The 12,313-nt window shown below is 67.1% G+C and carries 19 protein-coding genes; 11 read left to right on the forward strand and 8 right to left on the reverse strand.

The genetic code is table 11. From position 1 onward, the window contains the following. Positions 1–66: 66 nt before the first annotated feature. Positions 67–447, reverse strand: a complete 381-nt coding sequence (locus AC069I_RS02845) for a VOC family protein (protein WP_478224933.1) — start codon at positions 445–447, stop codon at positions 67–69. A 47-nt stretch (positions 448–494) separates the two neighbouring features. Continuing rightward, complete coding sequence (locus tag AC069I_RS02850; RefSeq protein WP_478264710.1) at positions 495–638, reverse strand: hypothetical protein; 144 nt, start codon at positions 636–638, stop codon at positions 495–497. 97 nt (positions 639–735) lie between these two features. On the opposite strand from AC069I_RS02850, the gene AC069I_RS02855 reads away from it, so the two are divergent. The 3 genes from AC069I_RS02855 to AC069I_RS02865 are packed head-to-tail and all read left to right on the forward strand — an operon-like array spanning position 736 to position 3,067. Beyond that, positions 736–1,374, forward strand: a complete 639-nt coding sequence (locus AC069I_RS02855) for a TetR/AcrR family transcriptional regulator (protein WP_478224931.1) — start codon at positions 736–738, stop codon at positions 1,372–1,374. Positions 1,375–1,413: 39 nt separating this feature from the next. Then, positions 1,414–2,628 carry a DUF4241 domain-containing protein gene (locus AC069I_RS02860; protein ID WP_478224930.1) on the forward strand — a complete coding sequence of 405 codons (1,215 nt, stop codon included), beginning with the start codon at positions 1,414–1,416 and terminating at the stop codon, positions 2,626–2,628. Positions 2,629–2,644: 16 nt separating this feature from the next. After that, positions 2,645–3,067, forward strand: coding sequence for a PPOX class F420-dependent oxidoreductase (locus AC069I_RS02865; protein ID WP_478264711.1), 423 nt, complete (start codon positions 2,645–2,647; stop codon positions 3,065–3,067). Here the strand turns inward: AC069I_RS02865 and AC069I_RS02870 are convergent. Beyond that, a complete protein-coding gene (locus tag AC069I_RS02870; protein ID WP_478264712.1) occupies positions 3,052–3,567 on the reverse strand; it encodes a GNAT family N-acetyltransferase in 516 nt (171 codons plus the stop codon). The genes AC069I_RS02865 and AC069I_RS02870 overlap by 16 nt on opposite strands. A gap of 40 nt (positions 3,568–3,607) precedes the next feature. On the opposite strand from AC069I_RS02870, the gene AC069I_RS02875 reads away from it, so the two are divergent. Continuing rightward, entirely contained in the window at positions 3,608–4,177 is a 570-nt protein-coding gene (locus AC069I_RS02875; RefSeq protein ID WP_478264713.1) for a dihydrofolate reductase family protein, read from the forward strand. A 54-nt stretch (positions 4,178–4,231) separates the two neighbouring features. Continuing rightward, positions 4,232–4,993 (forward strand): class I SAM-dependent DNA methyltransferase, encoded by a 762-nt coding sequence (locus AC069I_RS02880; protein ID WP_478264714.1) that lies wholly within the window; start codon positions 4,232–4,234, stop codon positions 4,991–4,993. Here the strand turns inward: AC069I_RS02880 and AC069I_RS02885 are convergent. From AC069I_RS02885 to AC069I_RS02905, 5 genes are all read right to left on the reverse strand, one after another. Then, positions 4,941–6,332 (reverse strand): MFS transporter, encoded by a 1,392-nt coding sequence (locus tag AC069I_RS02885; RefSeq protein ID WP_478224925.1) that lies wholly within the window; start codon positions 6,330–6,332, stop codon positions 4,941–4,943. The genes AC069I_RS02880 and AC069I_RS02885 overlap by 53 nt on opposite strands. Continuing rightward, entirely contained in the window at positions 6,329–6,898 is a 570-nt protein-coding gene (locus tag AC069I_RS02890; RefSeq protein ID WP_478264715.1) for a TetR/AcrR family transcriptional regulator, read from the reverse strand. The genes AC069I_RS02885 and AC069I_RS02890 overlap by 4 nt, the downstream gene beginning before the upstream one ends. A 226-nt stretch (positions 6,899–7,124) precedes the next feature. Beyond that, entirely contained in the window at positions 7,125–7,436 is a 312-nt protein-coding gene (locus AC069I_RS02895) for a hypothetical protein (protein WP_478264716.1), read from the reverse strand. A gap of 24 nt (positions 7,437–7,460) precedes the next feature. Then, positions 7,461–8,306, reverse strand: coding sequence for a glycosyltransferase (locus tag AC069I_RS02900; protein ID WP_478264717.1), 846 nt, complete (start codon positions 8,304–8,306; stop codon positions 7,461–7,463). A 3-nt stretch (positions 8,307–8,309) separates the two neighbouring features. Then, positions 8,310–9,110, reverse strand: coding sequence for a GntR family transcriptional regulator (locus AC069I_RS02905; protein WP_478264718.1), 801 nt, complete (start codon positions 9,108–9,110; stop codon positions 8,310–8,312). 122 nt (positions 9,111–9,232) lie between these two features. On the opposite strand from AC069I_RS02905, the gene AC069I_RS02910 reads away from it, so the two are divergent. From AC069I_RS02910 to AC069I_RS02935, 6 genes are all read left to right on the forward strand, one after another. Next, complete coding sequence (locus AC069I_RS02910) at positions 9,233–9,592, forward strand: hypothetical protein (RefSeq protein WP_478264719.1); 360 nt, start codon at positions 9,233–9,235, stop codon at positions 9,590–9,592. 86 nt (positions 9,593–9,678) lie between these two features. Next, a complete protein-coding gene (locus tag AC069I_RS02915; protein ID WP_478264720.1) occupies positions 9,679–10,260 on the forward strand; it encodes a hypothetical protein in 582 nt (193 codons plus the stop codon). A gap of 2 nt (positions 10,261–10,262) precedes the next feature. Continuing rightward, the gene (locus AC069I_RS02920) at positions 10,263–11,123 is read left to right on the forward strand and encodes a hypothetical protein (RefSeq protein WP_478264721.1); all 861 of its coding nucleotides are present in this window, start codon (positions 10,263–10,265) and stop codon (positions 11,121–11,123) included. Between the two features lie 146 nt (positions 11,124–11,269). Next, positions 11,270–11,530 carry a hypothetical protein gene (locus tag AC069I_RS02925; RefSeq protein ID WP_478264722.1) on the forward strand — a complete coding sequence of 87 codons (261 nt, stop codon included), beginning with the start codon at positions 11,270–11,272 and terminating at the stop codon, positions 11,528–11,530. Then, complete coding sequence (locus AC069I_RS02930) at positions 11,530–12,099, forward strand: RRQRL motif-containing zinc-binding protein (RefSeq protein ID WP_478264723.1); 570 nt, start codon at positions 11,530–11,532, stop codon at positions 12,097–12,099. Before AC069I_RS02925 ends, AC069I_RS02930 begins: the two co-directional genes overlap by 1 nt. Position 12,100: 1 nt before the next feature. Beyond that, entirely contained in the window at positions 12,101–12,313 is a 213-nt protein-coding gene (locus AC069I_RS02935) for a hypothetical protein (RefSeq protein WP_478264724.1), read from the forward strand.

Raw genomic sequence — 12,313 nt, forward strand, 5'->3', positions numbered from 1 at the left:
GGAAAAGCGGGGCTTGGTCCACTGTGGACCAAGCCCCGCTGCGTCTCACCGAGAGACGAGCATTCCTTACCGCTGCACCCATTCCACGAGTTCCACGGGTACGCCGTTCGGGTCGGTGACCATGAGGAGGCGCTCTCCCCACGGCTCTTCCCGCAGCGGCAACGTAATCTCGACACCTTCGTCGCGCAAGCGCTTCTCCTCGGCTTCGAGGTTCTCGACCGTGAAGGCCACGATCACCCCGGACGCGCGCTGCTGCCGCAGGTTCTCCGGCAGGACCTCGATCCCCGCCCGAAGCAGGACGATGGTCACCTTCGCGGTTTCGTGCCCGAGGGAGACGAATCCCTCCGCGGCCATCTGCTCACTGAAACCGAAGTGCTCGGTGAAGAAACGGCTGGAAGCGGCGACGTCGTCGACGGTCAGCGAGACGGTGGAGGCAAGGACGTTCATGGGCTATCCCCTTCGGGTCGGCGGTGGGTTTCGGAGAAGCGGGCCGGTCAGTACGACCGGCGGCGCGGGACGCCGATCGAGCGGCGCACCAGCATCGAGCGGCCCGGGAACGGCTGCTGGTGGCGGCGGTCGTTCCGACGGACCTGGACGCGGTTGATGCCTTCGTTGCCTTGGGGGATTCGAGCGGTCAAGGAGCCTCTTCTCTCACTGCTTGGTAGTACGGACGTAAGTTTACATCCGACGCAGCGTAAGTCAAGGATATTTTTACGACGGTGGTAAACTTCGCTCATGACCAGCACTGATGTGGGTTTGCGGGAGCTCAAGAAGCAGGAGACACGGCAGCTGATCTCCGACCAGGCGACGCTGCTCTTCATCGAGAAGGGCTTCGAGGAGACGACGATCGCCGAGATCGCAGCGGCGGCGAGAGTGGCGAAGAAGACCGTCACGAACTACTTCGCGCGCAAGGAGGACCTGGCGCTCGACCAGCACGAGGAGTTCACGAACGGGCTGGCGAACGCCGTCCGGGACCGGAAGCCGGGTGAGTCGGCGTTGGCCGCGCTACGACGCACCTTCCTGGACGCGGTGGCCGAGCACTCGCCGGTGATCGGCTTCACCGGGCCGGTCTTCGCCAAAATGGTGCTGGAGAGCCCGACTCTGACCGCCCGGCTGCGTGAACTGCACGAACTGCGGGAAGCGGCGCTCGCCGAACTGCTCGCGAGCGAGACCGGAGCGGACGCGGACGACGTCACCCCGGTCATGGCGGCCGCCGAGCTCAACGCGATCGACCGCGTCCTCTTCCGCGAGGTCCTCCGGCGCTCGCACGCGGGCGAGAGCAACGACGAGATCGCCGAAGCGCTGACGAAGGCGACACAGCGGGCTTTCGAGTTGCTGGAACCGGCGTTCGGCGACTACGCGATCCGTGAATAGCCCTGGGTTTTGTCGGGAGTTACCGCTAGGTTCCGCTCCATGTCTGAGGGGACCTTGCTGGACGTCGTCTATTGCGAAGGCTGGGATCCGGCCGCCCGCGCGGTGATCGGGAGGCTCTCGTCCGGCACCGCACGCGGACGCGACGCCGCCGGAGAGCAATACGCCGTCGCCTTGGTGCGCCCGGGCACCGAGATGCCGCTGGTGCTGCTCGAAATCGCGTGGAAGCACTCCTTCGCCCGCACGGTGCTGTTCGATGAGCTGGGCAGGCGCCGGGGTTTCTTCGAGTTCCGGGTGCTGGAGGACGGCGCGCTGTTCCTCATGAAGGTCGAGCAGTGGACCTACCGGTTCGAGGACCAGGAAGAGTTCGACAAGAAGAGCGCCGGCCATCTGGAGATGTCCTTCGGCCCGGACGGCAAGGGCTGGATGCACCAGGCGCCCCAGGGTTACGGCGGCGGCTCCAGCAGCGGTCAGGTGAGCAAGCAGGTGTCGGAGCTGACCACACCGAAGCCCGCCTTCGGTGACTGGCAGCCTCTCGCGAACTCGGGGCCGCTGACCCTCCGGCCCCCCGACGCTCCCGACACCGATCCGCCGCTGCCCGTCGACGAACGTCCCTGGCGGCCGTCCGTTCCGCTGCGCCCTTCCGGCTTGGACGAGATGTTCACCGCGGGCACGCGCTTCTCGCTGAGCGGCGACCATGGCCTCGTCGAGGTCGAGCTCCGGGACGCCGGGAAGCTCCGCATGCCCAGCGGCAGGCTCGTCGCGGCGGACCCGGCGTTCCTGGACGCGGACGCGGAGCACTTCACGGTCACCGTGCCTCCCGGCGAGTACCAGGTCGCAGTCTCCGTGATCCGGTTCGTCGACGAACCCACCCACGAACGGGTCGCGGCCGCCAAACTCGTCGTCGCCGATGTTCCTGTCGTCACCTGGGAAACCGCGCTCTGGCCCGGGCAGAACGCGCTTTTCCTCGGGGACGGGGAGTTCTACGGCTACGGCGTGGACAGCGGCACGGGCTGCTTCGCCGACGCGGCCGCCGTCCCCGCGGAGATGGACGACGACCTCCTGGAGAAGTTCGAGGAGGTGGACCCGTATGTCGACGTCACCCCGGACGGAGCCGACGGCAACATCATCGCGTTCACCACCGGCTGGGGCGACGGCAGTTATCCGACCTGGATCGGCCGGGCGGCCGACGGCAGGCCGGCCTGCTTCGTCACCGACATGCTGGTTCTCAACCGCGCCCGGATTCTCACGGCTTGAGCGGGATGATGACGCCATGACCTTTACAGACGAGGAGATCGCATACCTGCGTTCGCAGCCTTTGGTCCGCTTCGCGACCCTCTCGGAGGACGGCGAACAGCCTGATGTCGTGCCGCTGGCGTTCGAGTTCGACGGCACTTGTTTCTGGGTCGGCGGAGTGGGCGCGTCGGTCCTCGCGACCCGGAAGTTCCGCAACATCCGTGCGGGGCGGCGCAAAGTCGCCCTGGTCGTCGACGACACGGCCTCCCTCGACCCGTTCATCGCCCGCGGTATCCGGATCTACGGCGAGGCCGACGACCCGATCGAACGAGTGGGAGCGGTCGGCCCTGGCATCTACTCGCGCGTGACGCCGAAGGTGTCGTGGAGCTGGAACATGGCGGGGGAACCCGCGGGTGAGACGTGGTACCCGTCGAGGCGCGCGGTTCACGGCGAGGCGTAGAGGAGCATGTCCTTCGGGACGCCGCCGATCTCGTGATGAGCGGGCAGCAGTCCTTCGCACCGGTAGCCCGCCTTCTCGGCCGCGCGGAGGGAGCCGCGGTTCCACGGCTCGATGTACAGCTCGATCCGCTCGACGCCGGGCACGGTCCGGGCGAACCCGGTGATCGCCACGAGGGCGTCGGCCGCGAAACCGCGTCGCCGATGCTCGGGCGAGATCGAATAGCCCACGATCCCGATGCCTTCGGACAGCTTTCGCAGCCAGAGGCCGATCGTGCCGACCGCGGTTCCGCCCGCGACGATCACGAAGGGAAAGCCGCGGCCTTCGGCTCGGCCGCTTTGCTGCCGTCGCACCCACGCTTCGGCTTCCTGCCGGCTCGGATGCGCGGGAAGGCTGCCGATGAGCGGGATGTAGGGATCTTCGCCGAGTTCGAGGGCGAGCCCGACGTCGGCTTCGGTGAACTCGCGGAGGATGACGGATCCATGGGCCGGCGGCTCGGTCATCGGTCCATTCTTGTCGGAGGGCGGCGGTACGGTCTGGTCCATGCGGGAGCTGATCGTCACCGAGAACTGCACGATCGACGGCGTGATAGAGCTGGCGGGCGACTGGTTCAGTCCGGGCGACACGGATCCGGACGTGGACCGGTCGGACGTCCTGGCCGTCCTCGAAGAACAACGTGAGAACGCCGACGCGTTCCTCCTCGGACGCGTCACCTTCGAAGACATGCGCGGGTACTGGCCGAAGCAAACCGGCGACACGACGGGAATTTCGGCCTATCTCGACTCAGTGGACAAGTACGTGGTCTCGAGCACGCTGACGGAGCCGGAGTGGCAGAACACGACAGTGCTCTCCGGTGAGCTGCGTTCCGAGATCGAGAATCTGAAGGCCGCCGAAGGCAGGGACATCGTGACGACCGGCAGCATCTCGCTGGTGCGGGCGCTCATCGCCGAGGGCCTCGTCGACGAGTACCGACTGTTCGTCTATCCCGTCGTGGCCGGCGAAGGCCGCAGGCTGTTCGAAGGGGCTACCGGCGTTCCGAAGCTTCGCCTGGCGGAGGAGCGGACGTTCGCGTCGGGGATCGTCCTGCTGCGTTATCGGGCCGCGTCGCGCTGACGCCACCGAAAACGGAATGAACACCGCACGGCCGCGGGCGTAGCGTCGGCGACCGTGATCAGTGAGACGGATTCGGGAGACGACCCGGCGGACGGCTGGTTTCCCGAGAGTGTGGCCGCGGGCTATGACGCGCCGGGCGGCGCGAACGCGCCCGAAGTGGTGACGCCCGCGGTGGACGTCCTCGAGAACCTGGCCGACGGTCCGGTGCTCGAGTTCGCAGTCGGGACCGGAAGGATCGCGATCCCGCTGGCGGCGCGCGGCGTACCGGTGAGCGGCCTCGAATTGAGCCGGGCGATGGCGGACCGGATCGCGGGCAAGCCGGGCGGCGACGCGGTCGAGGTCACGATCGGCGATATGACGAAAACCCGGATGGCGGGCGAATTTTCGCTGGTCTACCTGGTGTACAACACGATCAGCAACGTGACCACCCAGGACGGTCAGGTCGACGTCTTCCGCAACGCGGCCGCGCATCTGCGGCCGGGTGGGCTGTTCCTCGTCGAGGTCGGCCTGCCGGATCTACGCCGCTTGCCGCCAGGGCAGGACATCGTCCCGTTCGCGATGGCGCCCGGCTACGTGGGGTTCGATCAGTACGACGTCGTCAGGCAGGAGTTCACTTCGAACCACGTCACGGTGTCGCCGGAGGGAGAGGGACGATTCCGCCGCATACCCTTCCGGTACGCGTGGCCCGCTGAAATGGACCTCATGGCCCGCATCGCCGGGATGCGCCTGAAGTACCGCTGGGCGGACTGGGACCGTTCGGACCTCACCGCCGAGAGCACCAAGCACGTGTCCGTGTGGGAGCGCGTGCGTCCGTGAAGACGATGACCGCGCTGGCGGCGAGCAGCGGCAGAGCCCACAGTGCTGTCGTGAGGTAGCCGTCCCGGGTGGGGAGCAGTGCGCCGTCCGGAGTGGCGGCGGCGAGCAGCAGACCGGCGAGGGCGCTGCCCACGGCCATCCCGATGCTGCGAGCGATCTGGTTGATCGAGAGCACACTGGCTGTTTCCCCTTGCGGCACACCGACGAGCACGAGTTTGGGCATCACCGCGAAGATGCCGCCGACGGCGAACCCGAGCAGGGCGATCGCGGCGAGGACGAGAACGAACGACTGACTGCCGACGGCGAACAACAGCGCACTGGCCACCGCGATCATGGTCGAGACCAGGTACGTCCACCGCTCGTTGACGTGCGGAATCGCTTTTCCCGCAACGAATCCGAGCAGCGAGAACGGGATCAGCGCCGCGCCCGCGGCGACACCGGGAAGCGCGAATCCGTACTGGGCGTCCGCAGGTGTCTGCACGTAGCGGGTGAAGAGACTGAACAGCAGGTACAGACCCGCCCCGGCGACGAGAATCGCCAGGTTCGCGCGGAGAACGGGGCCTTGGCCGAGCAGCCGAAGATCCACCAACGGCTCGGTCGTGCGCAGTTCGATGAACGCCCACACGGCCAGGACCGCGGCGGTACCGGCGAGGAGACCACCGGCGGCCCACACGGTCGCCCACAGCGAGGGCACGGCGATGAGCAGGAGGACGCCGAGTGTGCCGAGAGCGAGGAGCAGCGTGCCGGGGACATCGATCCGGGGCGGCTCGCCGGGTGCCTCGGCAGGCAGCATCCGCCAGGCGATGAGGAACGCGACGGCCGAGAGGAGGAATCCGAATCCGTACGCGACGCGCAGGCCCGCGAGCTGATCGAGGAGGCTGACCACCGGGTAGCCGACCCCGATGCCGACGGTCGACGCGACCGACAGCGCGGCGATCGTCGAGGTCGAGCGCTCGGGTGGCAGATGCGCGCGGGCGACGCTCATCAACAGCGCCCCGGCCGCGACCCCGAGCCCCTGCAGGCCGCGTCCGATCACCAACGCCGCGTACGGAAGCGGGAGCACCGTCAGCAACCCGCCGGCCATGACCAGGGCCAGGGTGACCAGGATCGTGGTGCGGCGGTACGGGCCGCCGCCGAGCCTGCCCAGGACCGGACCCGCGATCGCGCCGCTGAACAACGTCACCGTCAACGTCCACTGCGCCGCGTCGAGGGATACGTGCATCCCGGTGGCGACCGGGGTGATCAGCGGCGCGCCGACGCTGCCGATCACGGCGCCCGCCAACGCCGTGCACACCAGTGCGGCGCTCAGCCGTCCGTCCCGCCGGACGGGGGCACTCATCGGTTCGTCTCGGTGGTGACGTGCGTGAACAGGCCCGGCTGGATCCGGGTGCGAACCCCCTCGGCCCAGAGCGCGTCGACCTGCTCGACGTCCATCGCGGCGCCGGCGTTCAGCAGCATCCCGAAGGCGAGGAACGTCTTCACGGTCACCGGGTCGAGTCCGGTGCCGTTCTCAGCGGTATCCCACATCCGTGCGAAACACGACCGCACCACGTCCCGCACCTCCGGGTCGCCGCACGCGGCGAAGCCCTGAAGCTGCAACAACAACCCGGTCCGATCGGCCAGGAGGTCGAAGTACTGCGCACCCATCGCCGAGAGCGCCTTCAGCCCGGTCTCCCTTTCGCCCGCGTCTCGCATCGCGCCGCTGAGCCGCTCGAAAGCGGCCTGGACCAACTCCAGGAACAGGGCCTTCTTCGTCCCGAACATCCGGAAGACGTAGGCCTGCGTGATCCCCGCCGTCTTCGCGATCGCTTCCGTCGACGCCCCGTGCAGCCCGTGTTCCGCGAACTCCTCCGCGGCGATGGCCAGCACCTGGGCACGTCGTTCGGGTCCGCTCATCCGTGCCATAGGCCCTAAGTTACTGGTTACTAACCACTAACTAAAGGTGCTACGCGCGACACAAAGGAGCGGCCTCGTGACTGGATCACGAGGCCGCTCCGGTGTGGCGAGTGAGGGATTCGAACCCCCGAAGGCAGTGCCGTCTGATTTACAGAGAAGCGCGCAGATGCGCCCTGAACTGCGATTTTACCGACTGTCCCGACAACTTTGGGGCGTATTTGGCGCAGCGAGCGCCCTACTGCTTGCCGCCCTGGCCCTCTGGCCCTAGCAGCACGATGATCTGACGGAGTGACGTGTCGACGGTGTTGAAGCCCTGCCGCATCTCTTCACGTAGGTTGCGAACGTCGTCGCGAAGGTCGATCTGGTCTTCCCGAAGCGCGTTGAGCGTGCCGGTGTGGGCGCGCAGCTCGGCACGCACCTCCGCGACGTCACGGTCTGCGCCCGCTGCGAGAACCCGCGCCGCACTGGCATCGGCGGACCGCTCGCTCAGCTCGGCCACCTGCCGCTCAAGCCGAGTCACGCGCTGGGCAAGCTCTTCATCGGACATGAGTCGATCCTATCCCCTGGTATTTCATTGCTCCTCGCCCCGAGCCATACGCGAAAGCCCCTGCGCCTGACGCGCCTCCGGCGGAACGGACGGATCTACCGCCGAATCGTCGCCGTCGATCGAGCCCGGCCGATATCGCGTTCCGTTGGCATGGATGGCGTCCACGCGCATCTGTATGAGCCGCCTACGCGCCTCATCTTCCTTCGGGTTCCAGTAGGACTCAGCGGCCGTCGTCTGCGCCGAGTGCTTCCGGTAGAGCATGCTCGGTTCGGCGATGAACTCGCCCGACGTGACCGCCTCCGCTGCCAACAGCGTGGCAATGGTCTCGGCCCCCGTGAGAGCCATCCACCCACCCAAGGACCAAATGAGGTCCGTGTGCATCGCGACATTCGCTGCCAGCACCGAGAGCCTGTTCTCTGCCTGCTCTTTATAGAAGCGGCCAGGCTCAACCGGACCATTCGGGGGGTCATACGGTCCGGGGGTTGTCGTCCCATCCTCGTGCAGGTCAAGACCTGCTGAGACGCACCACGCGACACGGTGCAACGCGTCGATATCCCGCGCCAATGCACCCGGTAGCAGCACGTCGTCTGCGTCAAGGTTGCGAATCACGATCCCCTGCGCTTGCGATAGCGCCATGTTGCGTGTGACGGCCGCGCGGCCGGCCAAACCGGTGCCGTAGTGGACGCGAGGATCATCGTCGGGAAGCTCTTGTTTCGGCACACCGCTACTGCCGTCTTCCTGAACGCACCACTCCCAGGACCAGCCTTCCGGCATCTCCTGAACCCGTAGAGACTCATAAGCTTCCTTGAGGTAGTGGTGTCCGCCCTCAAAGACGGCCGTCACTACGGAGATCAAGCGTGGCGTTGCCATTGCTTACTCGTCCCACTTTCGCAGTTCGGTGGTGTAGGACAGGGAAATTCGGTCCGCCGGAGTCAGGAGTTCCGCCACGTCTACCGCACGCCCCGATGTGTCGTAGCTGATCTTCAGAATGGGAATCACTGGCACGTTGAACGGGATGTCATAGAGGGCCACCTCTTCCTCGGTGGGCATGCGCGCCGAAACGCGATCTTCAATCGCCCCCACCTCCACCCCTGCCGTGTAGAGCTGGTGAAGGGTACCGCCGGGCCATGGTTCGTTGGATGAGTCCAACAGCGGCGGATGATCCTTGACGAGCGAATACGGCAGGTACGAAACCATCCTGCTGTAGCCCTCGCCTTCCCGATATTGCCGCAGGTAAGTCCTGCGTAGGACGTAATCACTTGGCGCAAGCCCCATGATCTTGGCTACCTCGTCCGGCGGAGGTACGACCTCATAGGTGACCTTGTCGTCATTGACGGTGTCGATGTCGACCTTGGCGTCCCGCTCCGCCGAGCCGTGGCGCCGACGAACGTCCTCGGGTTCTTTGACCAGGTCTTTTTCCACCTGATAGTTAGTGTTCGAACGCGTCAACTTCTGCGGAACCACGCGAACACGAACGGGCTGCCCTCGGCCGCCGGGCGCTAGAAGCCCCTCCCCCTTCAGGGTCTGCACAGCGCCGGAAACGACGTTCTTCCCGACACCGAACCGCTCTCGAAGTTGCTCGGTGTTCGGCAAGGTCTCCCCCGGCGCGAACTTGCCCTCGTGGATGTCCGCCCGGAGCTGCTCAGCTACCGCTTTCGCGTCCATTCGTTCCATGCCCTCATCCTCGCACACCATCCCAGGTTTCGAAACTCCATCCCGGGATGGACTTGACAACGTCGGGATGCGGACGGCAAGGTTCTCGGTATGCCATCCCGGGATGGAGAGAACATCCCAGGATGAACCTGAAACCGAGCGAAGGGGACCCGATGAGGTCGGCACACATCTCCCGCCGTCAGGCCGAAGCGTCGTTTGACGGGCTGGAGTTCGATGTTTCTGCTGTTCAGGCCGCCGCTCCGATGGGGTGGGACTTCCTGGACTACACCGACGAGGAGCGCGAGGTTGACGCGTTGGTCGCGTCGGTGGATGCGGAGCTGGCTGCCGCGACGGTGGCCGCTGATGTGCGGGTGACGCACTCGTTCACCGACGTACGCCGGGCGAACCGGTCCGAGCGGCGTAGTGGCCGGACGGTGCTGCGGGCGCTGCCGTCGCTGCTGGACACCACCGCCGCCGCGTCGTCTGAGGGCGAGGCCGCGTGATGGCGTGGCCATGGTCGAAGCCGAAACCTGAAGCGGAGGTCGTGCCGGTTCGGCCGGATCAGGTGGCGCGGTTGGCTCGGCTGGTCGTGCACGAGGGCAACGCGATCGTGTTCGACGCGGAGGGCTCGGGTGAGTACGAGCGGGCTTCCGCGCTGCTTGACGCGGCTCTCCGAAACGTGACGGCCGCCGAGGTCAAGGCCGCCTATGTGATGGCGGACGAGTACCGGGAAGCCGAGTCGGCGGAGTACCACCGCACCGGCGATTCCTCGGCGCTGTCGCTGTCGCTTGACGACATCCGCATTCCGTACAAGCGACCGGTGAGGCCGAAGCCCGCCGATCCTGCCCTGTCTGCCAGCCCCGCTGTTTCCACCACTCCCGCATCCATCCGCACGGAAGGAACCACCACTGTGGCCAACGTCGAAGAACTCCGCGCCGCTCTGTCCCTGGCCAACTCCCGCGCCGAAGGCGTGCAGGGCCTTCTCGCTCAGGCCGCGCAGGAACTGCGCGAGATCACCGGCACCGTCGAAACGGTCGCGCAGGGCAGCGGCCGGAGCGAGATTCACGACGCGGCGGGAATGCTCGCGCAGATCGCCGAACAGACCGAACAGCTCCTCGGCATGACATCCGCCGCCCGCACGGCAATCGAGTCCTACGTGGGCTACCTGTGAGTGTGGATCTGCGCAGCGACTTCACCGGCCGGGTGCCGTTGAGTTCGAACCCGCCTACACCGGACGGGCGCGTGAACTTCACCCTCACCGCCGGGGTGATCGACGGCGACGCGGAAGCGCTGTTCGGCCGTGGCTACTGCCACTGGCTGGCCGGGGCCATCCACACGCTCACCGGCTGGAAGCTCGTCACCGTCGATGTTCGGCCCCGCCGGGGTGACTGGCGGCCCGTCCACACCGCCGTCCGCACACCTGACGGCCGGTTGCTCGACATCTTCGGCGAGCACACGAAACAGGACATGTTCGACCGCTACCTGACCGGCAAGGTCCACGAAGCGCGGATGCGCACGGTCAAGGCCGAGAACATGCCCGGCGACGTCCTGACCGGAGTCGGTGAGCTGCGCGGAAATCCGCACTGGTGGGCGAAAGGCTTCTCCGGCCCGTATCTGGGCGTCCTCCTGCACTTCGCCCGCCTCCTGCTGCGCAAGCACGGTCACAACCACCACATCCGCCCGGACGGGATCTCCCGCCACACCCCGGACAACACCCACCGCACCAGCACACCCGCCGTTCAGGCCACGACAACCCGCATGGAAGGACCTGGCATGACCAGCATCGACGAGATCCGCGCCGCCCTGTCTTCGGCCAACTCCCGCGCCGAGGGCGTCCAGGGCGCAGTGGCACACGCCACGCAGGAACTCCAGGAGATCACCGGCACCGTGCAGCAGGTGGCGCAGGGCAGCGGACAGCCCGCGATCCACGAAGCGGTGGGGCTCTACGCCCAGATCACCGCCCTGGCTGAACAGGTCCTCGGCATGGTCTCGGCCGCTCGTACCGCCGTCGACGCCTACGCCGCATCGCTGTAGGAGGCCCGCACATGACCGGCCGCCGCATTCTCACCGCCGTATTCGCTGTCTCTGACCCCGGCCCGCGCGGCTCGAACCGCCAAGAACGCTCCACGCGGACCGGGACTCCCCACCACCACGCAGGTAGTAACTCGGGAAGGACTCTCATGGTAGGCACCACCAACCCCGCTTTCGCCCCCGCGATCCCGGTCACCACCCCAATTCCCCACGAGGTCGTGGCGCACCTGATGCGCACCCGGCCCCACGCCGCCAACTCGCCGGTCTCGGACCGTGTCAGGTGGCTGTTCGAGATGGCCGACGCGTTGGCCGCCGTCGGTGAGCAGGACGACGCGGAGACCACCCGCTCTCTCGCGCTGGACCTGGTCCGCGACGCCGTCACCACCGTGGCCGGTGGGGGTGTGCACTGATGGCCCGCCAGTACCCGTGGACGCTGCGGGAGGTTCCGTGGTCGGACTTGCAGGAGTTCACCCGGGGCACCTGTGACGGGCTACCGCTGCTGTCCTGGGGCATCGCCCCGACAGACAAGCTCGCGACCCGCCGTCAGTTGCGGGCGATGGGGTTGCGTCCGGGTGGTCAGGACCCGGTGGCCGTTCTGTACTTCCGGTGCGCCCGCGCCGGGAAGAAAGTCCACGCCGACCTGTTCCTGATCGAACACGCGAAGCCGGTCCGGCCCATGACCCCGGCCCGCCGCGCCGCGCTGGACAAGGCGATGGCCGCCCGCCGTACCTGCCGCCAGTGCGGGGAGACCGGATGGGCTGAGCTGCCCAAGTCCGACCGCACCTGTGAGCCGTGCCGGTACCGGGCCGGGCTCGAACCGGACTCCTACCTCCACGAGTACGTGGCCGGAACCCCAGTTCTCGCGCCGCACGAGCTCGCCGAGGTTCCCCGCGGCTTCTCCCCCGCCGGGCTGGCCCCGGTGATCCCGATTCGTTCCGCACGGCCCGGCCGTGACGAGACTCCGAAGGTGGTGGCCTGACATGGACGCACGTATCTATCCGCTGCCGATGTCCGCCGAGGATGCCCGGTTCACGTTCGGTCTGATGATCGACGTCGCCGAGGTGCTCGCCGCGCACGGCTATCCGGCCCTCACCAACGGCAACGACTTCGTTGCCCTGCAACAGGCTCTGTTCGGGTTCCTGTACCGCTCCGCGCCGTCCGGTGTGGACACCGTGACCGGGGAGGAGTGCTGA

The sequence above is a fragment of the Amycolatopsis sp. NPDC043885 genome (assembly GCF_056435685.1).